The 25355-nt window shown below is 61.6% G+C and carries 22 protein-coding genes and 1 pseudogene; 5 read left to right on the top strand and 18 right to left on the bottom strand.

All coding sequences use genetic code 11. The annotated features are described in order from the left end of the window. Positions 1 to 289 precede the first annotated feature (289 nt). Together ACMTA2_RS03130 and mdoH are read left to right on the top strand one after the other, a co-directional pair. Positions 290 to 2062, top strand: coding sequence for a glucan biosynthesis protein (locus ACMTA2_RS03130; protein ID WP_413793675.1), 1773 nt, complete (start codon positions 290 to 292; stop codon positions 2060 to 2062). Beyond that, the gene (mdoH, locus tag ACMTA2_RS03135) at positions 2055 to 4625 is read left to right on the top strand and encodes a glucans biosynthesis glucosyltransferase MdoH (RefSeq protein ID WP_413793676.1); all 2571 of its coding nucleotides are present in this window, start codon (positions 2055 to 2057) and stop codon (positions 4623 to 4625) included. The genes ACMTA2_RS03130 and mdoH overlap by 8 nt, the downstream gene beginning before the upstream one ends. Positions 4626 to 6035: 1410 nt before the next feature. On the opposite strand, the gene ACMTA2_RS03140 is transcribed toward mdoH, so the two are convergent. From ACMTA2_RS03140 to ubiE, 10 genes and pseudogenes are all read right to left on the bottom strand, one after another. Further along, complete coding sequence (locus ACMTA2_RS03140; RefSeq protein ID WP_413793677.1) at positions 6036 to 7952, bottom strand: methyl-accepting chemotaxis protein; 1917 nt, start codon at positions 7950 to 7952, stop codon at positions 6036 to 6038. Positions 7953 to 8110: 158 nt separating this feature from the next. Next, the gene (locus tag ACMTA2_RS03145; protein ID WP_413793678.1) at positions 8111 to 8818 is read right to left on the bottom strand and encodes a 16S rRNA (uracil(1498)-N(3))-methyltransferase; all 708 of its coding nucleotides are present in this window, start codon (positions 8816 to 8818) and stop codon (positions 8111 to 8113) included. Continuing rightward, entirely contained in the window at positions 8815 to 9612 is a 798-nt protein-coding gene (tatC, locus tag ACMTA2_RS03150; RefSeq protein ID WP_413793679.1) for a twin-arginine translocase subunit TatC, read from the bottom strand. Before tatC ends, ACMTA2_RS03145 begins: the two co-directional genes overlap by 4 nt. Further along, positions 9609 to 10031, bottom strand: coding sequence for a Sec-independent protein translocase protein TatB (gene tatB, locus ACMTA2_RS03155; protein ID WP_413793680.1), 423 nt, complete (start codon positions 10029 to 10031; stop codon positions 9609 to 9611). The genes tatC and tatB overlap by 4 nt, the downstream gene beginning before the upstream one ends. A 10-nt stretch (positions 10032 to 10041) precedes the next feature. Continuing rightward, positions 10042 to 10329 (bottom strand): twin-arginine translocase TatA/TatE family subunit, encoded by a 288-nt coding sequence (locus ACMTA2_RS03160; protein WP_413793681.1) that lies wholly within the window; start codon positions 10327 to 10329, stop codon positions 10042 to 10044. 24 nt (positions 10330 to 10353) lie between these two features. Then, positions 10354 to 10686, bottom strand: a complete 333-nt coding sequence (locus ACMTA2_RS03165) for a phosphoribosyl-ATP diphosphatase (protein ID WP_003186671.1) — start codon at positions 10684 to 10686, stop codon at positions 10354 to 10356. Beyond that, entirely contained in the window at positions 10679 to 11077 is a 399-nt protein-coding gene (gene hisI / locus ACMTA2_RS03170; protein WP_003196931.1) for a phosphoribosyl-AMP cyclohydrolase, read from the bottom strand. Before hisI ends, ACMTA2_RS03165 begins: the two co-directional genes overlap by 8 nt. A gap of 82 nt (positions 11078 to 11159) precedes the next feature. Beyond that, positions 11160 to 12764: a ubiquinone biosynthesis regulatory protein kinase UbiB gene (gene ubiB, locus ACMTA2_RS03175; RefSeq protein ID WP_413793682.1), complete on the bottom strand. Its 1605-nt coding sequence runs from the start codon at positions 12762 to 12764 to the stop codon at positions 11160 to 11162. Next, a pseudogene (locus ACMTA2_RS03180) lies at positions 12761 to 13385 on the bottom strand (ubiquinone biosynthesis accessory factor UbiJ). The gene ubiB and the pseudogene ACMTA2_RS03180 overlap by 4 nt, the downstream one beginning before the upstream one ends. Next, entirely contained in the window at positions 13385 to 14155 is a 771-nt protein-coding gene (gene ubiE / locus ACMTA2_RS03185) for a bifunctional demethylmenaquinone methyltransferase/2-methoxy-6-polyprenyl-1,4-benzoquinol methylase UbiE (protein WP_003196937.1), read from the bottom strand. The pseudogene ACMTA2_RS03180 and the gene ubiE overlap by 1 nt, the downstream one beginning before the upstream one ends. A 155-nt stretch (positions 14156 to 14310) precedes the next feature. Between ubiE and ACMTA2_RS03190 the strand changes: the two genes are divergently transcribed. The 3 genes from ACMTA2_RS03190 (at position 14311) to ACMTA2_RS03200 (ending at position 16184) form a co-directional block, all read left to right on the top strand. Continuing rightward, positions 14311 to 14586 carry a polyhydroxyalkanoic acid system family protein gene (locus ACMTA2_RS03190; protein ID WP_018611231.1) on the top strand — a complete coding sequence of 92 codons (276 nt, stop codon included), beginning with the start codon at positions 14311 to 14313 and terminating at the stop codon, positions 14584 to 14586. 265 nt (positions 14587 to 14851) lie between these two features. Continuing rightward, positions 14852 to 15274: a phasin family protein gene (locus ACMTA2_RS03195; protein ID WP_413793683.1), complete on the top strand. Its 423-nt coding sequence runs from the start codon at positions 14852 to 14854 to the stop codon at positions 15272 to 15274. 10 nt (positions 15275 to 15284) lie between these two features. Beyond that, positions 15285 to 16184, top strand: a complete 900-nt coding sequence (locus ACMTA2_RS03200; protein ID WP_413795583.1) for a phasin family protein — start codon at positions 15285 to 15287, stop codon at positions 16182 to 16184. A 179-nt stretch (positions 16185 to 16363) separates the two neighbouring features. Here the strand turns inward: ACMTA2_RS03200 and ACMTA2_RS03205 are convergent, their stop codons facing one another. From ACMTA2_RS03205 to ACMTA2_RS03240, 8 genes are all read right to left on the bottom strand, one after another. After that, complete coding sequence (locus ACMTA2_RS03205) at positions 16364 to 16984, bottom strand: TetR/AcrR family transcriptional regulator (protein WP_413793684.1); 621 nt, start codon at positions 16982 to 16984, stop codon at positions 16364 to 16366. A gap of 60 nt (positions 16985 to 17044) precedes the next feature. Further along, positions 17045 to 18727 (bottom strand): class II poly(R)-hydroxyalkanoic acid synthase, encoded by a 1683-nt coding sequence (gene phaC / locus ACMTA2_RS03210; RefSeq protein ID WP_413793685.1) that lies wholly within the window; start codon positions 18725 to 18727, stop codon positions 17045 to 17047. A 112-nt stretch (positions 18728 to 18839) separates the two neighbouring features. Then, the gene (gene phaZ, locus ACMTA2_RS03215) at positions 18840 to 19697 is read right to left on the bottom strand and encodes a poly(3-hydroxyalkanoate) depolymerase (protein WP_003186648.1); all 858 of its coding nucleotides are present in this window, start codon (positions 19695 to 19697) and stop codon (positions 18840 to 18842) included. 261 nt (positions 19698 to 19958) lie between these two features. Further along, a complete protein-coding gene (gene phaC, locus ACMTA2_RS03220; RefSeq protein ID WP_413793686.1) occupies positions 19959 to 21638 on the bottom strand; it encodes a class II poly(R)-hydroxyalkanoic acid synthase in 1680 nt (559 codons plus the stop codon). A gap of 278 nt (positions 21639 to 21916) precedes the next feature. Continuing rightward, the gene (locus tag ACMTA2_RS03225; RefSeq protein ID WP_413793687.1) at positions 21917 to 22294 is read right to left on the bottom strand and encodes a gamma-butyrobetaine hydroxylase family protein; all 378 of its coding nucleotides are present in this window, start codon (positions 22292 to 22294) and stop codon (positions 21917 to 21919) included. Between the two features lie 168 nt (positions 22295 to 22462). Continuing rightward, complete coding sequence (gene hslU / locus ACMTA2_RS03230; RefSeq protein WP_413793688.1) at positions 22463 to 23800, bottom strand: ATP-dependent protease ATPase subunit HslU; 1338 nt, start codon at positions 23798 to 23800, stop codon at positions 22463 to 22465. Positions 23801 to 23850: 50 nt separating this feature from the next. Next, on the bottom strand, positions 23851 to 24381 hold the full coding sequence (gene hslV, locus ACMTA2_RS03235) for an ATP-dependent protease subunit HslV (protein ID WP_003196958.1): 531 nt from the start codon (positions 24379 to 24381) through the stop codon (positions 23851 to 23853). 269 nt (positions 24382 to 24650) lie between these two features. After that, on the bottom strand, positions 24651 to 25355 hold the full coding sequence (locus ACMTA2_RS03240; protein WP_413793689.1) for an SPOR domain-containing protein: 705 nt from the start codon (positions 25353 to 25355) through the stop codon (positions 24651 to 24653).

Here is a 25355-nt window from a genome sequence, read left to right on the forward strand (position 1 = left end):
CGAGGCCAAACCGTGAGTTTTCTCGATAAATACTTTGCTGCCCCTGATGCGTTGTCACGCGGGCTACTAGATAATCGCGCGCTACGGGGGATCAGCGTTCGCTGGTCCATTTGACTTAGGTAGAGACTTGTCCTGGACCGCTTGGGGAATCATTTTGCCCCGTCGGAGTCGGAACAATGCTCGCCAACTTGGCAAGAGTGGTCCGCAGGAACGGTTTTTCAGCGCCGTTACCGTGCAGATACTTTATCTGGCCGTTGGTTTTTTGATCAGTTTTCGGCGAGGGTTGCTCGTGATTGTTAGTCCCTGTAATGCACCAAAAATGACGGCCAAACGGTTGAGAAGCGCCCTGGTAACGGGCTCGGCCCTGTTGTGCCTGTTCGGCGCGGGTCAGCTGTGGGCATTCAGCCTGGATGATGTGTCGGCGAAGGCACAAGAGCTGGCCGGGCAGAAGTTCGAAGCCCCGCGCAGCAATTTGCCGAACGAATTCCGCGAAATGAAATTCGCCGATTATCAGAAAATCCGTTTCCGCACCGAAAAAGCTGAATGGGCCGACCAGAAGACCCCGTTCCGTCTGTCCTTCTATCACCAGGGCATGCATTTCGATACGCCGGTGAAGATCAACGAAATCACCGCGACCACCGTCGACGAGATCAAGTACGACCCGACGCGTTTCGATTTCGGCGACGTGAAGTTCGATCCCAAGGCCACCGAACAGCTGGGCTACGCAGGTTTCCGCGTGTTGTACCCGATCAACAAGGCCGACAAGCAAGACGAAATCATGACCATGCTGGGCGCGAGTTATTTCCGCGTCATCGGCAAGGGCCAGGTCTACGGTTTGTCCGCTCGCGGCATGGCCATCGACACCGCGTTGCCGTCCGGTGAAGAGTTTCCGCGCTTTCGCGAATTCTGGATCCAGCGTCCGAAACCGACCGACAAGCACCTGGTGATCTTCGCCCTGCTGGATTCGCCGCGGGCCACTGGCGCTTATCGCCTGATCGTGCGTCCGGGCACCGACACCGTTGTCGATGTGAAATCCCGCGTGTTCCTGCGTGATCGCGTCAACAAACTGGGCATCGCCCCGCTGACCAGCATGTTCCTGTTCGGCGCCAACCAGCCGTCCAAGGTGCTGAACTATCGTCGTGAACTCCACGACTCCAGCGGCCTGTCCATCCATGCCGGCAACGGCGAGTGGATCTGGCGTCCGCTGAACAACCCGAAACACTTGGCCGTGAGCAACTTCTCGGTAGAAAACCCGCGTGGTTTCGGCCTGCTGCAACGGGGTCGCGACTTCAGCCACTATGAAGACCTCGATGACCGTTACGAAAAACGTCCAAGCGCCTGGATCGAACCCAAAGGCGATTGGGGCAAGGGCACCGTCGATCTGGTCGAGATCCCGACCGCCGACGAAACCAACGACAACATCGTTGCGTTCTGGAGCCCGGAAAAACTGCCTGAGCCAGGCCAGCCACTGGACTTCGCCTACCGCCTGCATTGGACCCTCGACGAAGCCAACCTGCACTCGCCAGACAGCGCCTGGGTCAAGCAGACCCTGCGTTCCACCGGTGACGTGAAGCAGTCCAACCTGATCCGTCAACCGGACGGCAGCGTGGCCTACCTGGTGGATTTCGAAGGGCCATCCCTGCAAGCGCTGCCTGAAGACGCCGAGGTCCGTAGCCAGGTGAGCGTTGGCGACAATGGCGAGATCGTCGAGAACAGCGTGCGCTACAACCCTGAAACCAAGGGCTGGCGCCTGACGTTGCGCCTGAAGATCAAGGACCCGAGCAAAGCGACCGAGATGCGTGCCGCATTGGTCAGGCCGCTTGTCCCTGTCGAGCTGCCAGCCACCGCGCACTCCGTGACCACGCTGGCCAAGGCCGACAAGGTCGCCAAGCAGCAGAGCGAGAAAGAGAAAGCCAACGAGCAAGTCGGCGAGCAGAAAGAAGCCAAGGCCGTCAAGGCGTCTACCGCCGCCGCCGAGCCGACCCCAACCCCTCAGGAACCGGAACAGACTGAACAAGTCCTGACCGAGACCTGGAGCTACCAGTTGCCTGCCGATGAGTAATACGTCCGTACAACCAGAGTCTCTGAGAGAGTATCTGGCCCATTTGCCGATGACCGACGAGCAGCGCGCCGAGCTGGCGGGCTGCTCCTCATTCAGCGAATTGCACAAGCGCCTGGCTTCTTCGACATTCGATGCACCCAACGACGCGGCGCAAGCCTCGGTGGGACGTCGACTGACGCTGAGCACCGCCGAGGAACTCGAGGACGCCGAAATGCTCGCCCTCGATGCCAACGGCCGGGTGTGCTTGAAGGCGACGCCGCCGATTCGCCGGACCAAGGTCGTGCCGGAGCCGTGGCGCACCAATATCCTGGTGCGCGCCTGGCGGCGCCTGACCGGTCGTACCAACCCGCCGAAGCCGCCCAAGGATGAGCGCGTGCTGCCCCATGCACGCTGGCGCACCGTGGGTTCGATCCGCCGCTATATCCTGCTGATCCTGATGCTCGGCCAGACCATCGTTGCCGGTTGGTACATGAAAGGCATCATGCCTTACCAGGGCTGGTCGCTGGTGGACCTGGACGAAGTCCTGCACCAGCCGCTGCTGCAGACGGCCACGCAAGTACTGCCGTATGCGCTGCAAACCAGCATCCTGATTCTGTTCGGGATCCTGTTCTGCTGGGTGTCGGCGGGTTTCTGGACGGCCCTGATGGGCTTTCTCGAATTGCTCACCGGTCACGACAAATACCGCATCTCCGGCGCCAGCGCCGGCAATGAGCCGATTCCCAAGGACGCCCGCACCGCGCTGGTGATGCCGATCTGCAACGAAGACGTGCCGCGGGTGTTCGCCGGTTTGCGCGCGACCTTCGAGTCGGTGGCCGCCACCGGCGACCTGGATCGCTTCGACTTCTTCGTGCTCAGCGACAGTAACGAAACCGATATCTGCGTCGCCGAACAGCAGGCCTGGCTGGATGTCTGCCGTGAGACCGGGGGCTTTGGCAAGATCTTCTACCGTCGCCGCCGCCGTCGCGTGAAACGCAAGAGTGGCAACCTCGACGACTTCTGCCGTCGTTGGGGCAGTGACTACAAGTACATGGTCGTGCTCGACGCGGACTCCGTGATGAGCGGCGAATGCCTGACCAGCCTGGTGCGCCTGATGGAAGCCACGCCGGACGCCGGCATCATCCAGACCGCGCCACGGGCCTCGGGCATGGACACGCTGTATGCGCGCATGCAGCAGTTCGCCACCCGGGTATATGGTCCGTTGTTCACGGCCGGTTTGCACTTCTGGCAGTTGGGCGAATCCCATTACTGGGGTCACAACGCAATCATCCGCATGAAGCCGTTCATCGATCACTGTGCCTTGGCGCCGCTGCCGGGCAAGGGGGCGTTCTCGGGCGCGATCCTCTCCCACGACTTCGTCGAAGCCGCGCTGATGCGCCGTGCCGGCTGGGGCGTGTGGATTGCCTATGACCTGCCGGGCAGCTACGAAGAGCTGCCGCCGAACCTGCTGGACGAACTCAAGCGCGACCGTCGCTGGTGCCACGGCAACCTGATGAACTTCCGGCTGTTCCTGGTCAAGGGCATGCACCCGGTGCACCGTGCGGTGTTCCTGACCGGCGTGATGTCCTACCTGTCGGCGCCGTTGTGGTTCTTCTTCCTGGTGCTGTCCACCGCGCTGCTGGCGGTGAACACATTGATGGAGCCGCAGTACTTCCTCGAACCACGCCAGCTCTATCCGCTGTGGCCGCAATGGCATCCGGAAAAGGCCATTGCCTTGTTCTCGACGACCATCGTGCTGCTGTTCCTGCCCAAGCTCTTGAGCATCGTGCTGATTTGGGCGAAAGGTGCGAAGGCGTTCGGTGGCAAGTTCAAGGTGACCATGTCCATGTTGCTGGAGATGCTGTTCTCCATGCTGCTGGCGCCAGTGCGCATGATCTTCCACACCCGTTTCGTCCTGGCCGCTTTCCTGGGCTGGGCCGCGACCTGGAACTCGCCCAAACGTGATGATGACTCCACGCCATGGAGCGAAGCGGTCAAGCGCCACGGTCCGCAAACCTTGTTGGGCTTCTTCTGGGCCTTGCTGGTGATCTGGCTGAACCCAAGCTTCCTCTGGTGGCTCGTGCCAATCGTCGGGTCGCTGATCCTGTCGATCCCGGTATCGGTGATTTCCAGTCGTGTGGGCCTGGGCTTGAAGTCCCGCGATGAAAGCCTGTTCCTGATTCCCGAGGAATACGCACCGCCGCAGGAGCTGTTGTCGACGGACCAATACACCCACGAGAACCGTTGGCATGCGCTGAACGACGGTTTCATCCGGGCGGTGGTCGATCCACAACAGAACGCCTTGGCGTGTGCGCTGGCCACCTCGCGACACGGTCAGGCCGAGCCGATCGAATGGCTGCGTGTCGAACGCGTTCGCCACGCCCTGAAGGTCGGCCCTGCCGGTCTCGGCAACGCCGAACGACTGGCCCTGCTGAGCGATCCGGTAGCCCTGTCCCGCCTGCACGAGCAGGTCTGGAGCGAAGGGCATCTCGAGTGGCTGGCGGCATGGCGTGAGTCGGTCAAGGCCGACCCCCATGCACCGCTGCTGCCGCTACAGCCGGTGAGCGTACAGCCTCAACTGGCCTGATACGCAAAAAGCCCCGCTTCTGGAAGGAAGCGGGGCTTTTTGTTGGGCGCTCTTTCAGTCATTGAGGCTGTTTGGACTTCAGGTAGTAATCGAGTGCGCGGTCGGTGGCTTCCTGGAGTTTCTTGGGGTCGGTTTCTGCTTCTGGTGGGTTGTGTGTGACCTTGTGCATGGTTGACGCTCCTTGATTGATGGAGCCGCCAGACATCGCTGCTAGACGAAAAGGGTGGCGACTGTGCGCGGGTTAGCAGACCAGGAATCAAGGAACCCGGCGCACCGAAGTGCCCCACGCGCAGCCGCCATAAAGCGGACCTGCGTGCCTTGATAATGTGCCGAGCTGCTAAACCCGGTCGCTGAACTGACAGCGACCTGCAAACGTTAGAGCCCAGGGCCAAGGCGCACAAGCCGGCGGATTCTGGCGTAGTTGTAGGCAATGGCGCAAGACGGTGTAGCTCTGTGCTGAAGGGCTGATCTTTGTGTGTATATCCGTTATTTAGGTAACGGCTACTTATGGTTCCGCTCTTACAGCGGCTCACTTTTGAGAAGCGCAAAAGTAAGCAAAACGCTACATGCCCCACCACTCGGTGCCTCGCCTAGGCTCGGCATGCCCGAACGCAGGCATTGCTCCGTGGGCCGCCGCGAAGGGCCATCCATGGCCCAGCGCGGCTATCCCGGCATCCATGCCGGGATGCCCACTCCACAATACCTGCGTTCGGCCAGCGTGGTTAACGGGGCGCCGAAATCAACGTCCACCGCGAGGCGGCCTGGTAGCCGACCTGGCTCTCTCAGGTGTACGCCAATTCCATTGTGGGAGCGGGCTTGCTCGCGAAGGCGGCCTTATAGCCGGCCTGGCTCTTCCGGTCGTACACCTGTCCAATCTGTGGGAGCAAAGCTTGCTCGCGAGGCGGCCTGACAGCCGACCTGGTTCGTGATGGGGACCGCGTTTCCCCTGTGGGAGCGAGCTTGCTCGCGAAGAGGCCGGCACATCCAACATCACCGCAAACTGACACACCGCCATCGCGAGCAAGCTCGCTCCCACATTTGAATCGGGGTACGGCCGGAGAGAAAGGTCGGCTACCAGGCCGCCTCGCGGTGGACGTTGATCTCGGACGCCCCGTTAACCACGATGGCTGAACGTAGGCATTGCGCAGTGGGCACCTCGGCATGGATGCCGAGGTAGCCGCGCTGGGCCATGGATGGCCCTTCGCGGCGGGCCCACGGAGCAATGCCGGAGAGAGGGCATGCCGAGCCTAGGCGAGGCACCGAGTGGTGGGGCAAAAGCGCTTTGGTTACTTTCGACTGGGCCGGCTTCCGGGCTTTTCGAAAGTGACCCGCTGTAAGAGCGGAACCATAAGTAGCCGTTACCTAAATAACGGATATACACACAAATCTAAGTAAGGCAACCGCAAGACATCAAACCCGGAACCTTCCCACTAACGTCTGCAAATGAACCCCCAACCGCGCCAGCTCAGCACTGGAGGCGGCAGTTTCTTCACTGGACGACGCAGTCTGCTCCGACACATCACGCACATTCAGCACGCTACGGTTGATCTCCTCAGCCACCGCACTCTGCTGCTCAGCCGCCGCAGCGATCTGCTGGTTCATCGACTGGATCGCCGAGACTGTACGGGTAATGTTCTCCAGCGAGCTCCCGGCGCGGCGGGTCAGTTCGACGCTGCTGTCGGTCAGGCTGCGGCTGTTGTCCATGATGGTCGCGACCTGTTCAGTACCGCTTTGCAAGCCCACGATCAGTTCTTCGATTTCTTCGGTCGACTTCTGGGTGCGCTGGGCCAGGCTGCGGACTTCGTCGGCCACTACAGCGAACCCACGACCGGCTTCGCCGGCACGGGCCGCTTCGATGGCGGCGTTGAGGGCCAGCAGGTTGGTTTGCTGGGCCACGGACTTGATCACATCCAGGACGCTGCCGATCTTGTCGCTTTCACGCTTCAAGTCACCCATGGCGGCGGTGGAGTTGCCCACTTCCCGCGCCAGGCGTTCGATCTGAGAGATGGCTTCGCCGACGACCTTGTCACCCTCGCGGGCCTGCTGATCGGCTGCGACGGCGGCTTCGGAAGCTTCCTCGGCGTTGCGTGCGACTTCCTGCACGGTAGCGGTCATTTCGTGCATGGCGGTGGCGACCTGATCGGTTTCCACCTTTTGGCTGTTGACCCCGGCGCTGGTCTGCTCGGTCACGGCTGAAAGCTGTTCGGCGGCGCTGGCGATTTGGGTCACGCCGTCGCTGATGCCGCCGATCAATTGCCGTAGGCCCACGGTCATGCTTTGCATGGCGCGTTGCAGTTGGCCGAGTTCGTCGCGACGGTCAGAAGTGAGGTTATGGGTCAGGTCGCCGGCGGCCACTCGCTCGGCAACCTTCAAGGTCTCGCCGAGCGGGCCGACGATCTGCCGGGTAATGAGCAGTGCTGCAATCACGCCTAGCAGCAGGGCCAGTGCAGCCGCTGCGATGAGAACGGTCTTGGCCTGGGCTGTATCGTGGTCGCGCACGGCAGTCTGGGACACGGTGAGCTTCTGGCTGGAGTCGATCAGTACGTGGCCTTGCTCACTCATGCGCTGCAACGCGGCGCCATTATCGAGCTGGGAATCGCGGAACTGGCTGACCGCTGCACGATAGAGGTTCATCGAGTCGCTGGCCTGTTGCAGGCTATCGGCGTGTTCCTCGGGTAGCTGGGCCGGCAAGCGTACCAGCAGTTTCAGGACATTGGTGATGGCATCGATGGCGGGCTGCTGGGCCTCGCTTTTTCCGCTATAGGTGTAGCCGCGAACCTGATAACGCGCCTGTTGGATCGCCTTGCTCAGCGCCACCACGTTGTTCAATTGGGTGATATCGCCGCTTTGCAGTGCCGCCTTTTCCACTTCGGCGACGCGGGCTACAGCGTTGTCGGCGCTGGCGCCAAGTTTGCTGCGGGCGTCTTCGCGGCTGACGGTGGCGCTGGTCATCTGGGCGAAGGCGTTCTTGTATTCGGCTACGGCGGCCAGTTGCTGATCGATCAGCGCGACGTCGGCCGGCTGTTCGATCAACTCGCGAGCGGTTTTCAGTCCGGCTTCGAGCTTGCCAAGCAGATCGTTGACCTGTTGCGGTCCTTTCTCGCCCCGTGTGGTGTTGTAGTCGATGCTGGCCAGGTTCAAGTCTTTGCTCAAGTCGTTGAGACTGGCAATGAACCCCAATTTATCGCCCCGGCTGATGACATTGCCCAGGCCGGACCAACCGGTGAATGCGATCATCAAAGTAAGGAACAGCACCAGACCGAAGCCTGCGCCGAGTTTGCGATTAACGCTTACATTTCCCAGACCCTGGGCAAGCCACCGGAACATGCTGATACTCCCTTGGAGCGTTGAATTGGTTTTATGGGGACTGTATCGGCGGCTTTGGCGGGATCTGTAGAAAATAGGCGCAGGGGCTTTTCGTAGCGAGGGAACTTGCTCCCGCTCGACTGCTAAGCAGTCGTCGTCTGGGATGGGTACTACCTGGGTCAGAACAACCGGGCAAGCAGCGCCGTAACCGCGGTCTCGACCCGCAGGATCCGTTCGCCAAGCTGCACCGGTTGCAGGCCAGCCTTGCCCAATAGGTCGATTTCGTAGGGAATCCAACCGCCTTCGGGGCCGATGGCCAAGGTCACCGGTTCCGTCAGCGCTCGCGGGCAGGGTGGGTGGTTGCCAGGGTGGCCGACCAGTCCGAGGGTGCCGCTTGCGATGGCCGGCAGGCGGTCTTCGACGAAGGGCTTGAAGCGTTTCTCGATAACAACCTCAGGCAGCACGCTGTCCCGGGCCTGTTCCAGGCCCAGGATCAGTTGCTCGCGGATGGCCTCGGGTTCGAGGAACGGCGTCTGCCAAAAGCTCTTTTCCACGCGATAGCTGTTGACCAGCACCACCCGCGGCACGCCCATGGTGGCGACCGTCTGGAACACCCGTCGGAGCATTTTCGGACGTGGAAGGGCGAGTACCAGGGTCAACGGCAACTTGGCCGGTGGTGCCTGGTCGAGGGTCACTTGCAGTTCGGCTTCGCGAGCTTCCAGGCGCAGCACCTGAGCCGAGCCCATCAACCCGCCGATGCGCCCGACCCGCAGGGTGTCACCGACGGCACTGCGATGGACGTCCTGCATGTGGGTCAACCGGCGATCGCTCAGGATCACGCGGTCAGGCTCGATGAAATCGGCCTCTTCGAGCAGCAGCAGGTTCACGCTTGGGTCGCTGGCGGCTGGTCGTTGTGGTCATCGACCGATTGATCCTCGGGTTCTTCTTCCCGGCGCTTGCGCACCAGGGCGCCGAACAGGATGCCGATCTCGAACAGTAGCCACATCGGTACTGCCAGCAGGGTCTGGGAGAAAATGTCCGGCGGGGTCAGGATCATGCCGACCACGAAGCAGCCAATGATCACGTAGGGACGGATCTTCTTCAGGTAGACCACGTCGACCACGCCGATCCACACCAGCAGCACCACCGCCACCGGGATTTCAAACGCCACGCCGAAGGCGAAGAACAGCGTCATGACGAAATCCAGGTAGCTGCTGATGTCGGTCATCATTTCCACGCCCGCCGGGGTGGCGGCGGCGAAGAACTTGAAGATCAGCGGGAACACCAGGTAATAGGCGAAGGCCATGCCGGTGTAGAACAGCAGGATGCTGGACACCAGCAGCGGCACGGCAATGCGTTTTTCATGCTTGTACAGGCCCGGTGCAATGAAGCCCCAGATCTGGTGCAGGATCACCGGGATCGCCAGGAACAACGAGACCATCATCGTCAGCTTCAATGGCGTCAGGAACGGTGACGACACGTCGGTGGCGATCATCGTCGCCCCTACGGGCAGGTACTGGCGCAGCGGCGTGGAGACGAAGGTGTAGATCTGCTGGGTGAAGGCGAACAGCCCGGCGAAGATGATGAAAATCGCCGCCACGCAACGCAGCAGGCGGGTGCGCAACTCGGTGAGGTGCGATACCAGCGGCATCGGCTGGTCGTTTTCAGGGATATCGCTCATGGGGCTCGCGGCGGCAAAGTAGGGTCGTTAGGCGCAGGAACAGCAGGGGGCGCTGTATCCGCTACCGTCGGTGTCACTGGCGCCGGTTCAGCCATCGGCTGCGCACCATCCATCGGCGCCTGTGGCGCAATCGTCGGTTCGGCCACGGGCTGGACCGGCGTCGGTTCCTGCTGGGGCGGCGTGAAGATTTTCCGTGCTTCCTGTTCCAGGGACAGAATATGTTCGTTGTGAAGTTGCCGACGGATGTCGTCAGCGCCGATTTCACGTTCAACTTCCTGTTTGATCGCATTGAAGCTGCGCTTCAGGCGTCCGATCCACAGACCGGCGGTGCGCGCAGCCCCCGGCAGGCGCTCGGGACCCAATACCAGCAGGGCGACGAGGCCGACGAGCAGCAGTTCAGTGAAGCTGATCCCAAACATTAGTCAGTGCTCACGAGTCTTTGCGGATTGGCTCTTCGACTTTCTGAGCCTGCACGTCGATGGTGTGCGGCGCATTCACAGGCTGGCTGGCCTGGGGGGGGACCGGTTGGCTCGGCTGCGCCGGTTGGCCAGCAGCCGCCGACGGGTCGGCCGGTTTTTCGTCGTCGTTCATGGCCTTGCGAAAACCCTTGATCGACTCGCCGACATCGGTGCCGAGGTTTTTCAGTTTCTTGGTACCGAACACCAGCACCACGACGACCAGGATGACGACCCAGTGTTTCCAGTCAAAGATACCCATGTGGCTACTCCTCTCAAAAATTGATCAGGCGGACGGGCGCGAGGCTTTCTCGACGTGTCCGGACAGACCGAATCGACGGTCCAGTTCATCCAGTACGGCCTGCGGGTGCTGCCCCAGTTGGGCCAGCATGACCAGGCTGTGGAACCACAGGTCGGCGGTCTCGTAGATCACGTCGCTGCAGTCGCCGCTGATGGCGGCGTCCTTGGCGGCGATGATGGTCTCGACCGACTCTTCGCCGACTTTTTCCAGAATCTTGTTCAAGCCCTTGTGGTACAGGCTGGCGACATAGGAGCTGTCAGCCGCGGCGCCCTTGCGCTCTTCCAGCACCTGGGCCAGGCGGGTCAGGGTGTCACTCATGGGTATGTCCTGAATAAATGGCGTGCGGGTCCTTGAGCACCGGGTCGACGGTTTTCCAGTCGCCGTTCTCGAAGACGCGATAGAAGCAGCTTTGACGGCCGGTGTGGCAGGCAATCTCACCGACTTGCTCGACCATCAGGATGATGACGTCGCCGTCGCAGTCCAGGCGCATTTCATGCAGGTGCTGCACGTGCCCGGACTCTTCACCTTTGCGCCACAGCTTGCCACGGGAACGTGACCAATAGATGGCGCGGTTCTCGGCGGCGGTCAGGGCCAGCGCTTCGCGGTTCATCCAGGCCATCATCAATACGCGCCCGGTCTTGTGGTCCTGGGCGATGGCCGGCACCAGGCCGTCAGCGTCCCACTTGATCTCGTCCTGCCAGTTTTTCATCGTTGACTCCGACCATGGGCCGCGCACCTTGACGTCGGCGGACCCAGCATTGAAACAGTGTGCCAGCGTGAACCGGTGCTGGCTATCGGCGAACGACCAGATACAGACCGACCACCATCATGATACCGGCCGGCCAGTGACCCAGCTGGCTCAGCGGCCCACCGGTCGCCAGTACCGCGCCGCCACCCAGGTGAGCCGCGCCCAACAGGCGCAACAGCCAGTCGTCCTTGCGTCGGTGCCACGGTGGCGCCGGGTCGTGGGCGTGGGGTTGGGACATGCGTTCGAGCAGGTCGCGGGTCATGTTGGCCAGGTGCGGAATCTGCTCGAACTGGCTCTGCACGTTGCCCAGCAAGGTCCGCGGGCTGACACGCTCGCGCATCCAGCGTTCGAGGAACGGTTGGGCGGTGTTCCACAAGTCGAGGTCCGGGTACAACTGGCGACCGAGGCCTTCGATGTTCAACAGGGTTTTCTGCAACAGCACCAACTGTGGCTGAACCTCCATGTTGAAGCGTCGCGCAGTCTGGAACAGGCGCATCAGCACCTGGCCGAAGGAAATATCTTTTAACGGTTTTTCGAAGATCGGTTCGCACACGGTACGGATCGCCGCTTCGAATTCGTTGAGCTTGGTCTCGGCTGGCACCCAGCCCGAATCGATGTGCAGTTGGGCGACGCGGCGGTAATCACGCTTGAAGAAGGCGAACAGGTTGCGGGCCAGGTAGTCCTGGTCTTCGGGCGTCAGGCTGCCGACGATGCCGCAGTCGATGGCGATGTATTGCGGGCTCCACGGTTGCACCGTGCTGACGAAGATGTTGCCCGGGTGCATGTCGGCGTGGAAGAAACTGTCGCGGAACACTTGGGTGAAGAAGATCTCCACGCCGCGCTCGGCGAGCATCTTCATGTCGGTGCGCTGGTCGGCGAGGGTCGCCAGGTCGGTGACCTGGATGCCGTAGATGCGCTCCATCACCAGTACTTTCGGCCGGCACCAGTCCCAATAGACCTGGGGCACATAAAGCAGCGGCGAGCCTTCGAAGTTGCGGCGCAGCTGGCTGGCGTTGGCGGCTTCGCGCAGCAGGTCGAGTTCGTCGTAGATGGTTTTCTCGTAGTCCTGGACCACGTCCACCGGGTGCAGCAGGCGAGCATCGGCCGACAGCCGCTCGGCGGCCCGGGCGAGGATGAACAGCCATGCCAGGTCCTGGGCGATGATCGGCTTGAGGCCCGGGCGGATGACCTTGACCACCACCTCTTCGCCGCTCTTGAGTTGCGCGGCGTGCACCTGGGCCACGGAGGCCGAGGCCAGGGGCTCGACGTCGAAACGGCTGAAGACTTCGCTGATCTGCTTGCCCAACTGCTCCTCGATCAGTGTCACCGACACCTTGGAGTCGAACGGCGGCACGCGGTCCTGCAGCAGCATCAACTCATCGGCGATGTCTTCGGGCAACAGGTCGCGACGGGTCGAAAGGATCTGCCCGAACTTGATGAAGATCGGCCCCAGGTCCTGCAAGGCCAGGCGCAAGCGAGCACCGCGACTCAGGTCCAGCGTTCGCCGGGGAAACCAGCGCCACGGCAGTACGAAGCGCAGGGCCAGGAGAAACCAGGGCAGCGGCAGGGCGAACAGCAGGTCATCGAGGCGGTAGCGGATCACGACGCGCTGGATGCGCAACAAACGGCGGACGGCAAGCAGCTTCATGCGTTATCGCTTGGTTTCAAGGGATCGGGAAAGGCGCTCGAAACGCGCCTCGAGTCGTTCCAGGTCAAGCTTGACCTGGTCCAGTTCATCAAAACGGGCCTGGGCCTCGCGTTGGCCTACGAGAGTACGCGATTCTTCGGCCAGGTATTCACTCAGATTCTGTCCCAGACTGGCGAAGCCCTGGCGATACCAGCGGCTGCGGCTGCGTAAATGGCCGCTGAGCAACTGGGTCGCCACCGGACCGATCCAGCGGGACACTTCGTATTCCCAGTCCAGCTCCAGGTCCTGGAGAATCGCCGCCAGCTCCAGCAGGACGCCGCTGTCGCCGTCGAGCTCGACGTCGGGGCTGTGCAGCACCGCGCTCTTGTCCTTGCCCAGGGCCAGGTTCAGCAAGCTCGACGCCGGGGCACGCAGCGTGCAATCCGCTTCGGCTTCCCAGTGGGCGGCGAGCATCAGGCCTTCGTCGCTGGGCAGGACGAACAACTGCAACGCCGGGCTGCGGCAATCGACGGCGATCACTTTGCCGCTCAAGTGCGCCAGGCGCGCGAGCGCCGTGCTGTCCAGGCGCAACACCCGGTTGATGCCGAGTTCGACGCTGGCGAGCAGGCCGGTGAGCAGCATCAGGGTTTGATACCGCGATGCAGGGCGACGATGCCTGCGGTCATGTTGTGGTAGGTCACGCGGTCGAAGCCGGCCTCGACCATCATTGACTTCAGGGTTTCCTGGTTCGGGTGCATGCGGATCGATTCGGCCAGGTAGCGGTAGCTTTCCGAGTCATTGGTGATCAGCTTGCCCATCAGCGGCATGAAGGCGAACGAGTAGGCGTCATAGGCCTTGGACATCAGTGCATTGGTCGGCTTGGAGAACTCCAGCACCAGCAGGCGGCCGCCGGGCTTGAGCACGCGCAGCATCGAACGCAGGGCGTCTTCCTTGTGGGTGACGTTGCGCAGGCCGAAGGCGATAGTCACGCAGTCGAAATGGTTGTCGGGGAACGGCAGCTTTTCAGCGTCGGCCTGGACGAACTCGACGTTGCCGGCCACACCCAGGTCCAGCAGGCGGTCGCGACCGACCTTGAGCATGGATTCGTTGATGTCGGCCAGGACCACTTGGCCGGTCGGCCCGACGATGTGGGAAAACTTCTTCGTCAGGTCGCCCGTGCCGCCGGCGATGTCCAGTACGCGATTACCACTGCGCACGCCCGACAGTTCGATCGCGAAACGCTTCCACAGGCGGTGCATGCCGCCCGAGAGCAGGTCGTTCATCAAGTCATACTTGGCGGCTACGGAGTGGAAAACCTCAGCGACTTTTTCCGCTTTCTGGCTTTCCGGCACGTTCTTGAAGCCGAAGTGAGTGGTGGGTTCGGCATCGCTGCCTTTGCGCTGATCAGTCATATCGCGGTCACCAAAAAAGAATGCGGGACATTCTAATCCCGGTGGAGGGCTTTGTCTTGGCAAGGCTGAAGGTAAGATGGGCCACCGCCGGGACGTTTTGACGCAGTCAGGGTCTGAAACGTTCGGGCAAGTCCCGATAAAACAGGAGTCATCCGATGGCCCGTATAACGGTTGAGCGTGCCCATGGCCTGGGCAAGGAAGCGGCGCGAGAGAAAGCCGACAAGCTGGCGCAGAAGTTGTCCGACAGCTATGGCCTGGAGCCGCAGTGGGTGGGCGATACCCTGAAACTCAAGCGATCCGGGGTCAAGGGTGAAGTGCATGTAGGCGAGGACTCGATCCGCGTCGACGTGGAACTGGGCATGTTGATGTCGGCCATGAGCGGCACGATCAAGAGCGAAATCGAAAAGGCCTTGGATAAGGCGTTGGCTTGATCGATCGAAAGGAGGGTGAACGCAAAACTGAGATTCACTACCCACCCTGTGGGAGCGAGCTTGCTCGCGATTGCATTGTATCAGTCGCATCAAGGTTGGCTGACACTCCGCCATCGCGAGCAAGCTCGCTCCCACAGGGAAAGTCATCGCCCTCAGGTTTAGTGTCAGTTGTTAGGGTGCCGTTTCTAATTATTGTCACTACTTTGTGCCTGAGCCCGTCCGTGTGCGGGCAGTTCCTCAAACCTTTTTTCGAGTGAGGTGCACCATGGCCAAAGTTATTCTGAAGAAAAAAACCGACGTTGAATCTTCCACGCTCAGCGACGTGAAAACGTACGCGCGCAAGATCTGGCTGGCGGGCCTGGGCGCCTACACAAAGGTCGGCCAGGAAGGCAGCGAGTACTTTCAGGAGTTGGTAAAGGCTGGCGAAGTTATTGAAACCAAAGGCAAAAAGAAAATTGCCGGGAAACTTGAAGCGGCCAACAGCGAATTGATTGAAGCCAAGAGCGACGTCAATACTTTCAAGGCCCGGGTTGAAGTACAACTCGATAAAGTCGAGAAAGTATTCGACGCCCGTGTTGCAAGTGCCTTGAATCGTATCGGCATTCCGTCTAAACATGACGTTGAGGCACTCTCTGCTAAGCTCGATGAGCTGACAGCATTGCTCGAACGTGTCGCGCGTAAACATTAAGGAGAACGGGATGGCTGGCAAAAAAATCACAGAAAAAGAGGGCAGCTCGTGGGCCGGGAAGATTGAAAAATACTCCCGCAAAATCTGGCTTGCTGGTTTAGGCGTGTACTCGAAGATCGACACTGACGGCAGCAAGCTCTTCGAGTCCCTGGTTAAGGACGGCGAAAAGGCCGAAAAACTCACCAAGACGGCGGTCGGCAAACAGGTCGATGCAGCCAAGGACTCTGCCGAGTCCGCCAAGTCGCGTATCGGCGGCGTGAAGGATCGGGCACTGGGCAAATGGGACGAACTGGAAGGGGCTTTCGACAAGCGCCTGAACAGTGCGATCTCGCGCCTGGGCGTGCCGAGCCGTAATGAAGTCAAGGCACTGCACAGCAAGGTCGACACACTGACCAAGCAGATCGAAAAACTCACCGGCGCCAAAGTCGCACCGGTGGCGACCAAGACTGCGGCGGCCAAGCCGGCCGCGAAAACGGCAGCCAAGCCACTGGTCAAGGCTGCGGCAAAACCCGCTGCCAAGCCAGCGGCCAAAGCAGCGGCCAAGCCAGCGGCTAAAACCGCAGCGGCCAAACCTGCTGCCAAGGCGGCGGCCAAACCGGTAGCGGCGAAAGCGGCAGCCAAGCCCGCTGCCAAACCGGCTGCCAAACCGGCTGCCAAGACTACCGCAGCTAAACCCGCAGCGGCCAAGCCAGCAGCCAAGCCAGCGGCAAAAGCGGCGGCCAAACCCGCTGCGGCGAAAAAGCCTGCCGTGAAAAAACCGGCCGCGCCGAAAGTAGGTACCCCCAGGGCACTGGCTACGGCGGCCAAACCGGCAACCCCGGCGAGCACGGCGAACTCCGCTTCGGCTCCGACTCCGGCTGCCACTCCGACTACCGCGCCGGCTCCATCGACGCCTACCACCCAGTCCTGATTTTTACGGACATGCAAAAACGCCCGGCCTGCGAAGGTCGGGCGTTTTTGTTGGTACGCAGTTCAACCTGTGGGAGCGAGCTTGCTCGCGATGGCGGTGGGTCAGCAGTATTGATCTTGACTGGTACACCGCTATCGCGAGCAGGCTCGCTCCCACAATGGATCTGTCACTGTCGATGGTTAGTCGTGTTCTTCCAGGTAGCGCAACGCCAGTTGCTCAGTCGCCACCTTGGTCGCGGGCGGCAGGTGCGGGGCCACGAGCATCATGATCTGGTACACCACCAGTCGAACCTCGCCCTCGCGGTCGAGGATCCGCTGGTAGTCCAGGGAGAACAGCAAGGTCATGGTGATCTGCTCCACCAATTGCCCCAGGGCCTGGGTATCGCTGACCAGCAACTCCCGGGCCTTGAGCTGTGCCAGCAGGGAGGCGAGGGTTCGTTTCAGGGCATTGAGCAACTGACGGATGCCCTTGGCCAGCTTCGGCAGGCGCCCGGCCAGGTTCGACAGGTCCTGGAACAGAAACCGGTACTGGGCCAGGCGCTCGACGATCAAATGCAGGAACAGCCAGTAGTCTTCCGGCGCCAACTGCACATCCGTCGGTGGATCGAGCAGCGGTGCCAGTTCGCTCTGGAAGCGCTCGAACAATCCGAGGATCAGCGGCTCCTTGCCATGGAAGTGGTAGTAGAGGTTGCCCGGGCTGATGCCCATTTCGTTGGCAACTTCCATCGTGGAGACGTTCGGTTCGCCCTTTTCGTTGAATAATTGCAGGGCACATTCAAGGATGCGGTCGCGGGTTTTCATCCGGTCTTCTTAATGATCAAGTCGTGCCACGACCAGATGCCTGGCCGTGGCGTGAGGCCTTCAGCGTACGCGAACATAGGTTCCAGGGGCGGCGTCCAGTGGCGGGTAGTTCGCGTTGCCCAAGGTCATCTGGGTCTCGTGTTGCGCGCCGGAGCGTGCCTGGACCCAGTCCAGCCATTGGGTCCACCAACTGCCTTCGACGTGCTTGGCGTCGTAGTACCAGGCCCGTGGGTCGCTGCTCATTTTTGCGCTTTCGATGAAGTTGGCCTTGGGGTTGCCCGGCGGGTTGAGGATGCTCTGGACATGGCCGCTGTTGGAGAGCACGAAGCGTTTTTCGCCACCGAGCAACAGGGTCGAGCGGTACACCGCGTCCCACGGCGTGATGTGGTCATTGATACCGCCCACACTGAAGCTGTCCACCGTCACTTTCTGCAGGTCGATGGGCGTGCCGCACACTTCCAGGCCGCCGGGATGGGTCAGTGGGTTGTGCTTGAAGAAGTCCAGCAGGTCGCCGTGGTAAGCCGCCGGCAGCCGGGTGCAGTCGTTGTTCCAGTAAAGGATGTCGAAGGCCGGCGGCTCCTTGCCCAGCAGGTAGTTGTTGATGAAGTAGGTCCAGATCAGATCATTGGGGCGCATCCAGGCGAACACCCGTGCCATGTCGCGACCATCGAGGATGCCTTTCTGGTAGGAGCGGCGCTTGGCGGCCTCGAGGGTCTGCTCGTCGATGAACAGCGTGGCCGGGCTGTCGATCTGGCTGTCCAGCAGGCTCACCAGGTACGTGGCGCTGGCGACCCGGCGCAGTTGGCGCTTGGCCTGCAGGTGGCCTTGCAGGGCGGCAATGGTCATGCCACCGGCGCAGGCGCCCATCAGATTGACCTCGCGCGCACCGGTGATCGCCCGGCAGATGTTCATGGCTTCTTCCGCGGCTTCGACGTAGCTGGACAGGCCCCATTCGCGGTGGCGTACGTCAGGGTTGCGCCAACTGATGATGAAAACCTGCAAACCGTTTTTCAGGGCGTACTGGACGAAGCTGTTGGAGGGGCTGAGGTCGAAAATGTAGAACTTGTTGATTTGCGGCGGCACGATCAGCAATGGCTTGGCGTATTGCTTTTCGCTCATGGGCCGATACTGGATCAGTTCGAGCAATTCGTTGCGAAACACCACCGCGCCGGGTGTGGTCGCCAGGGTCCTGCCGACTTCAAAGGCATGGGGCGTGGTTTGGCGCGGCAAGCCGTCGTTGTGCAGCAGATCGTCCACCAGGTGGCTGATGCCTCGGATCAGGCTGGAGCCACCGGAGTTGAACAGCTCCTTGACCGCCAGTGGATTGAGCAAGGTATTGGACGGCGATACGGCGTCGTTGAGCAGGGCGAAGGCGAAGTGGGCGCGGGCGCGGTCGTCCTGGCTCATGTCGATTTCGTCGATCCAGCTCGTCACCTGTTTCTGCCAGCTCAGGTAGGCCTGCAGGCTGCGGCGGTAGAACGGATTGAGCTGCCAGGTGGGGTCGGCGAAACGCGGGTCGTTGGGGTTGGTGGGGTGCAGGGTCTCCCCCAGCAGCACCCGGCCCAGTTGACCGCCCAGCTTCAACGCATGCCGGGCACTGTGCACCGGGTTGCGCAAGCCGTGTACGGCAACGCTGCGCAAGGTGGACAGCAGGTCCCTGCCACGCAGGCCGGTGACCGCACTTTGTGCGTTGATGAAGCTGGCAGGGGCGGGCATGGAGCCCTTCGCCGGTTTGTCGCGCATGAGTCAACTCCTTCGTCATCAAGCTAAAAACAAACACACCGAACCAGACAACATAGTCGCTGTTTCGGGTCGCTGCGCGGTCCGGCGTCCTGCCAGGCGCTAATGGGCGGTTTCAGCCGCCGCCCAGCGGCGAGGGATGCGGGTGCATCACGGCACGCTGACGTTCTTCCTCCAGGAACTTCATGATGATTGGCGCCACCGCCTCGGCCCGGGTGATCAGAAACAGATGGCCGTCATCGATGATGTGCAGTTGGGCGTTGGGAATGCGCCAGGCCAGCATGCGCATGTTGATCAGTGGAATCAGCGGATCGTCATCGCCGGCCAGCACCAGGGTCGGCTGGTGGATCTTGTGCAGCCAGTGGATGCTGGTCCAGCCGAGGCCGGCGAACAGTTGCCAGTAATAACCGAGCTTGCCCGCCGAACGAACCTTGGCCGCGTGGCTAGCTGCCAGGCTCGGGTCGCGGCGGAACGAACCGCCGTAGATCAGCGGTGCGATACGCATCACATGGGACGGTTGCACGTAGCGCCGGGGGCTGGCCATCATCCACAGCACCTTCGGTTTGCCCGGCACCATCACCGCCCCGGCGGCGGTGGCCGCCAGTACCAGCTTCTTGCAGCGCTCCGGGTAGTCGTAGGCGAACTGCTGGGCCAGGGCGCCCCCCCAGGACACGCCGATCACGTTGACCTGCCCGTAGTCGAGGTAATCGAGCATCCGCGCTGTGAGTTTGGCCAGGCCCGGAAAGCGATACGGCCGGTTGGGCGTCGATGAACCGCCGACGCCGGGCACGTCAAAGGCGATGACTTCCAGGTCCGGGTCCAGGGCCTGGATGAACGGGAACACCAGCTCGAGGTTGGCGCCGATGCCGTTGAAAATCAGCAGTGGCGTCAAGTGAGGCTTGCCGGGACGTACCGCGGTACGCAAGGTCTGGCCATCCAGATCGACGGTACGGAAGATGTACGGTTGCGGCATGCTTCAAGCCCTGTGGGTTGGGTCGCTGTCTTTCATTTTTCCCCCGATCCCCTGTGGGAGCGAGCCTGCTCGCGATTGCGATGTATCAGCACATACAGGTGTTGAATGTGCTGCCGTCATCGCGAGCAAGCTCGCTCCCACATGGAGTCTGCGGTGAACATGAGTTTCATGTTCACCTGCGCTGTGGGCCTTGCATTCAGTGTCGGCTGGCGGGATGTATTCGTGAGCAAGCTCACTCCCGCGCCAGACGAGTTGCATCCATTACCGCTCATGCACATAGGTGCCGGGCGCCGCTTCACCGGCCGGGTAGGCCTTGTTGCCCAGTACTGTAGGGGCTTTCTTCAGCTTGCCCGAGCGCTCGGCCTGCCAGGCTTGCCAATGCAACCACCAGGAATCGGTGTGCTTGGTGGAGTTTTCCTGCCAGTCCTCGGCCTTGGTCGGCATGTCCTCGCCGGTCATGTAGCGCGCCTTGGGGTTGCCTGGCGGGTTGAGGATGCTCTGGATGTGGCCGCTGCTCGACAGCACGAACTCCACCTTGCCGCCAAACAACTGCGCCGACTTGTAGCAGGACTTCCATGGCGTGATGTGGTCGTTGGTGCCAGCCAGGGAGAAGATGTCGGCGGTGACCTGCTTGAGGTCGATGGGCGTGCCGCACACTTCCAGTGCGTTGGGGCGGATCAGTGGATTGTTCTTGAACATTTCGATGAGGTCGCCGTGGAACGCTGCCGGCAGCCGCGTGGTGTCGTTGTTCCAGAACAGGATGTCGAACACGGGCGGTTCGTTGCCCAGCAGGTAATTGTTGACCCAGTAGTTCCAGATCAGGTCATTGGGGCGCATCCAGGCGAACACCTTGGCCATGTCACGGCCTTCGAGTACGCCGGCCTGGTAGGAGTGGCGCTTGGCCGCTTCGAGGGTCTGTTCGTCGACGAACAGCGCCACGTCGGTGTCCAGGGTGGTGTCGAGCACGCTCACCAGCAAGGTCAGGGCATTGACCTTTTTCTGGCCGAGGGCGGCGTAATGGCCCAGCAGCGCGGTGCAGGTGATGCCGCCGGAGCAGGCGCCCAGCATGTTCACGTCCTTGCTGCCGGTAATGGCCGTGACCACGTCCACCGCTTCCTTGAGCGCCTCGATGTAGGTCGACAGGCCCCACTCGCGCTGTTCCTTGGTGGGGTTGCGCCAACTGACGATGAAGGTCTGCACGTTGCTGCGCAGGCAGAAGCGCGCCAGGCTCTTGTCCGGGCTCAGGTCGAATACGTAGAACTTGTTGATCTGTGGCGGCACCACCAGCAGCGGTCGCTCGTGGACCTGCTCGGTGATGGGGCGGTACTGGATCAGCTCCAGCACGTCGTTGCGAAACACCACGGCGCCTTCGGTCACGCCCAGGCTCTTGCCGACCTCGAACGCGCCCATGTTCACCTGGCTCGGCATCCCGCCGTTGTGCACCAGGTCCTTGGCCAGGTGGGACAGGCCATCGAGCAGGCTCTTGCCGCCGGTTTCGAAGAAGCGCTTGACCGCCGCGGGGTTGGCCGCCGAATTGGTCGGGGCCATGGCTTCGGTCATCAGGTTGATCACGAAATGGCCGCGGCTGATGTCCTGGGGCGAGAGGTTGCTGTCGTCGATCCAGGCATGCAGTTCCTTGCGCCACGCCAGGTAGGTTTGCAGATAACGTTTGTAGAGCGGGTTCTGGCTCCACGCCGGGTCGGCGAAGCGACGGTCGTCGCCGGCCGGTTGCAGCTCGGATTTGCCGAACAGGACATTCTTGAGTTCGACGCCGAAATGGGCGACGTGCTTGACGCTGTGCAGCGGTTGCTTGATGGCCTGGGTCAGCACCATGCGGGCAGAGGCCAGCAGATCTTTTCTGCGCAAGCCGACAACGGGATTCAACCCCAGGGTATTTTCCGAGGCCTGGTACTTCAGGTCATCGTTGTTCTTGTTGCTCATCTACGACGCTCCATTGTCCTTCAGACGAGTACCCGGATCGTGCCATGAAGCCACACAGCCGATACCAGGTACGCTGCTCGGGTGACCAATAATTCCGCATCGAGGGCCAATGTGGAAACGTGTGCCAGGAACTCGCCGGTTCCTTTGCAGGGAACTTGCCAGCTCCATTGGTTACCCGAGTTTAATTTTTTTCGCAAGCAGGCCAGTCATTGACGTTGCTGCGCGGGCATTCAAGCAGATGAGTCTAGAAAAATCGCCCTAAAGCGCCAGCCCTTGAGCTAGAGCATCAGTTTGACGACGGACGCGTCCGGATCGCGGGTTTTTCCGGCGGCCTGGAGTTCGCCAAGATAATCGTTCCAAAGGTCTTGCTGGCGCACCGCCAACTGGTAGAGATAGTCCCAGGTGAACAATCCGCTGTCGTGACCGTCGTCGAAGGTCAGTTTCAGTGCGTACTGGCCGGCCGGTTCGACCTTGGTCAGGGCAACGTTGAGCTTGCCGTATTGCAGGATGGGTTTGCCATGGCCCTGGACCTCGGCGGAAGGCGAGTGCACCCGCAGGAATTCGGCGGGCAGGTGGTACTCCTCGTCTGGCGCGTATTTGAGCGTCAGGGTCTTGGAGGCTTTGTGCAGGTTGATGGCGGTGGGGAGTTTGGTCATGGCCTGTGGTCCGTCTCGGAAGAATGCCTTGATCTGCAAAAACGACACGGTCAATGTGGGAGCGAGCTTGCTCGCGATAGCGGTTTGACAGTCAACACGTCGGTTGAATGGTGCGCCGCCATCGCGAGCAAGCTCGCTCCCACAGGTCCGGAGAAACCTGTCGGTGGGTTACAGAATATACCGCGACAGGTCTTCGTTCTGCGCCAGCTCACCCAGGTGGCTGTTGACGTACTCGGCATCGATGAGGATCGGCGCTTCGTCGTGGGCGCTGGCCAGGTCGCCGGCGCTGAACGAGACTTCCTCCAGCAAGCGTTCGAGCAGCGTGTGCAGGCGACGGGCACCGATGTTCTCGGTCTTCTCGTTGACCTGCCAGGCGATCTGGGCCAGGCGCTTGATGCCTTCTGGCGTGAACTCGATGTTCAGGCCTTCGGTCTTGAGCAGTGCGCAGTATTGTTCGGTCAAGGACGCATGGGGCTCGCTGAGGATGCGTTCGAAGTCTTCCGGCGTCAGCGCCTTGAGTTCGACGCGGATCGGCAGGCGACCCTGCAACTCAGGCACCAGGTCGCTCGGCTTGCTCAGGTGGAACGCGCCGGAGGCGATGAACAGGATGTGGTCGGTCTTGACCATGCCCAGCTTGGTGTTGACCGTGCAGCCTTCGATCAGCGGCAGCAGGTCGCGTTGAACACCTTCGCGGGACACGTCGGCACCGCCGACATTGCCGCGCTTGGCCACCTTGTCGATCTCGTCGATGAACACGATGCCATGCTGCTCGACCGCTTCCAGCGCCTTGGCCTTCAACTCTTCTTCGTTGACCAGGCGGCTGGCTTCCTCGTCGCGTACCAGTTTGAGCGCTTCCTTGACCTTGAGCTTGCGGCTCTTTTTCTTGCCCTTGCCCATGTTGGCGAACAGGCTCTGCAACTGGTTGGTCATTTCTTCCATGCCCGGTGGCGCGGAAATGTCGACGCCGGCCATTTCGGCCACCTCGATCTCGATTTCCTTGTCGTCCAGCTGGCCTTCGCGCAGGCGCTTGCGGAACAACTGGCGGGTGTTGGAATCCTGGGTGGCGGCGGCGTCGGCGTTGAAACCCATGCGTGCCGGTGGCAGCAGGGCGTCGAGGATGCGCTCTTCGGCAGCGTCTTCGGCGCGGTGGCGGACCTTGGTGATCTCCTGCTCGCGCAGCAGCTTGATCGCAGCGTCGGCCAGGTCACGGATGATCGACTCGACGTCGCGGCCGACATAACCGACTTCGGTGAACTTGGTGGCCTCGACCTTGATGAACGGCGCGTTGGCGAGCTTGGCCAGGCGCCGGGCGATTTCGGTCTTGCCGACACCGGTAGGGCCGATCATCAGGATGTTCTTGGGGGTCACTTCGACGCGCAGCTCTTCGGGCAGCTGCATCCGGCGCCAGCGGTTACGCAGGGCGATGGCGACGGCGCGCTTGGCATCGTCCTGGCCGATGATATGGCGGTTGAGTTCGTGGACGATTTCGCGGGGAGTCATGGACATAATAATTGGCGGTCCTCAAGCAAGAATGAGCCGGTGCGCGGGTGGCAGGCTTATTCGGCGAGGTCCTGCTCCTCAATGGTCTGGGTGTGGTTGGTGAAGACACAGATGTCGCCGGCGATGCCCAGGGCAGTCTCGACGATCTCACGGGCCGACAGGTCGGTTTTTTTCAGCAGGGCGCTGGCCGCGGCCTGGGCGTAGGCGCCACCGGAACCCATGGCGATCAGGCCATCCTCGGGCTCCACGACGTCGCCGTTGCCGGTGATGATCAACGAGGCGTCCTTGTTGGCGACCGCGAGCATGGCTTCGAGGCGGCTCAGGGAGCGGTCGGTGCGCCATTCCTTGGCCAGTTCCACGGCGGCGCGGACCAGGTGGCCCTGGTGTTTTTCAAGCTGGCCTTCGAAACGTTCGAACAACGTGAAGGCGTCGGCGGTGGCGCCGGCAAAACCGGCGATGACCTCGCCGTGATACAGGCGGCGGACTTTTTTCGCGTTGCCTTTCATCACGGTGTTGCCCAGTGAAACCTGGCCGTCGCCGCCCATGACGACTTTGCCATGACGGCGGACTGAAACGATGGTGGTCAAGGGAGAGTCTCCACGCAGCGGGGCGAAAATGCCCGGATGGAACTCATATGGGGGTGGCGCGGGTTTTTTCAACTCTGGGGGCGCAGAGGGGATGAGCGGTGCGGTGGATGCTCAGCGCTCCTGTGGCGAGGGGATTTATCCCCGTTGGGCCGCGAAGCGGCCCCAAAGCTTGTCATCGGAGTGTCAGGCTAATTGCTTCAAGCTTTTGGGGCTGCTGCGCAGCCCAGCGGGGATAAATCCCCTCACCACAAGGGTTGGTGTCGCCTGGTTCAGCGGCTCTGGCGTTGTTGTAACAACAGATTGCTAAACCCGCTGCCCGCCAATTGCTTCTGGGCCTTGGTCAGTTCTTCGCGGTTGCTGAACGGGCCGACCAGGACCCGGTACCAGGTCTCGTCCTTCACGGTGCCGGACTCCACCGATACGGACTGGCCCAGCAGAATGATCTGCGCGCGAACCTTGTCGGCGTCGGCTTCCTTGCGGAACGAGCCGGCCTGCAAGAAGAACTTCGTCACCGGCGCGGCCTTCTGCACCGGCGGAGCCGGTGGTGGCGTGATGCCGGCCAGGGCCGCCTGGGCGCGAGCGGTGTCGATTTTCGCCGCTTCGGCCGGGGTCACCGGGGTGGTGGGCACCTGAGGCACTTGCGGCGTTGGCAGGGTTTTCTCCGGCACGGCTTCGGGCGGCACGATGACTTCCGATTCCGGCAGCAGGGTATAGAAGTCGTACTTGGGCTTCACCGGTTGCGTCGGGCTCGGCGGGGTCTTGTTGGCCTCGGCGATACGCGTGGCTTTCTGCTGCTCCTGCCGGGCGCGCTTGACGTCATCGCCCTGGCCCGGTTCCAGCTTCATCAAGAACACAATGAACGCGCCGACGGTCAGGCCGATGGCCATCCACAACCAGCCCGGAATCGGCTTCTTGGCTGGGGGCTGGTAACGACTGGCGCCGCGCTTGGGAGCAGGTTTTTTCTTGGCAGCCAA

The sequence above is a fragment of the Pseudomonas medicaginis genome, assembly GCF_965119365.1.
Lineage (GTDB): Bacteria > Pseudomonadota > Gammaproteobacteria > Pseudomonadales > Pseudomonadaceae > Aquipseudomonas.

Bases quoted from the DNA above. Each gene is read 5' to 3' on its own strand.
- mdoH (WP_413793676.1), top strand. From the start codon at position 2,055: ATGAGTAATACGTCCGTACAACCAGAGTCTCTGAGAGAGTATCTGGCC.
- ACMTA2_RS03140 (WP_413793677.1), bottom strand. From the start codon at position 7,952: ATGTTCCGGTGGCTTGCCCAGGGTCTGGGAAATGTAAGCGTTAATCGC.
- tatC (WP_413793679.1), bottom strand. From the start codon at position 9,612: ATGAGCGATATCCCTGAAAACGACCAGCCGATGCCGCTGGTATCGCAC.
- tatB (WP_413793680.1), bottom strand. From the start codon at position 10,031: ATGTTTGGGATCAGCTTCACTGAACTGCTGCTCGTCGGCCTCGTCGCC.
- ACMTA2_RS03160 (WP_413793681.1), bottom strand. From the start codon at position 10,329: ATGGGTATCTTTGACTGGAAACACTGGGTCGTCATCCTGGTCGTCGTG.
- ACMTA2_RS03165 (WP_003186671.1), bottom strand. From the start codon at position 10,686: ATGAGTGACACCCTGACCCGCCTGGCCCAGGTGCTGGAAGAGCGCAAG.
- hisI (WP_003196931.1), bottom strand. From the start codon at position 11,077: ATGAAAAACTGGCAGGACGAGATCAAGTGGGACGCTGACGGCCTGGTG.
- ubiB (WP_413793682.1), bottom strand. From the start codon at position 12,764: ATGAAGCTGCTTGCCGTCCGCCGTTTGTTGCGCATCCAGCGCGTCGTG.
- ubiE (WP_003196937.1), bottom strand. From the start codon at position 14,155: ATGACTGATCAGCGCAAAGGCAGCGATGCCGAACCCACCACTCACTTC.
- ACMTA2_RS03190 (WP_018611231.1), top strand. From the start codon at position 14,311: ATGGCCCGTATAACGGTTGAGCGTGCCCATGGCCTGGGCAAGGAAGCG.
- ACMTA2_RS03195 (WP_413793683.1), top strand. From the start codon at position 14,852: ATGGCCAAAGTTATTCTGAAGAAAAAAACCGACGTTGAATCTTCCACG.
- ACMTA2_RS03200 (WP_413795583.1), top strand. From the start codon at position 15,285: ATGGCTGGCAAAAAAATCACAGAAAAAGAGGGCAGCTCGTGGGCCGGG.
- ACMTA2_RS03205 (WP_413793684.1), bottom strand. From the start codon at position 16,984: ATGAAAACCCGCGACCGCATCCTTGAATGTGCCCTGCAATTATTCAAC.
- phaC (WP_413793685.1), bottom strand. From the start codon at position 18,727: ATGCGCGACAAACCGGCGAAGGGCTCCATGCCCGCCCCTGCCAGCTTC.
- phaZ (WP_003186648.1), bottom strand. From the start codon at position 19,697: ATGCCGCAACCGTACATCTTCCGTACCGTCGATCTGGATGGCCAGACC.
- phaC (WP_413793686.1), bottom strand. From the start codon at position 21,638: ATGAGCAACAAGAACAACGATGACCTGAAGTACCAGGCCTCGGAAAAT.
- ACMTA2_RS03225 (WP_413793687.1), bottom strand. From the start codon at position 22,294: ATGACCAAACTCCCCACCGCCATCAACCTGCACAAAGCCTCCAAGACC.
- hslU (WP_413793688.1), bottom strand. From the start codon at position 23,800: ATGTCCATGACTCCCCGCGAAATCGTCCACGAACTCAACCGCCATATC.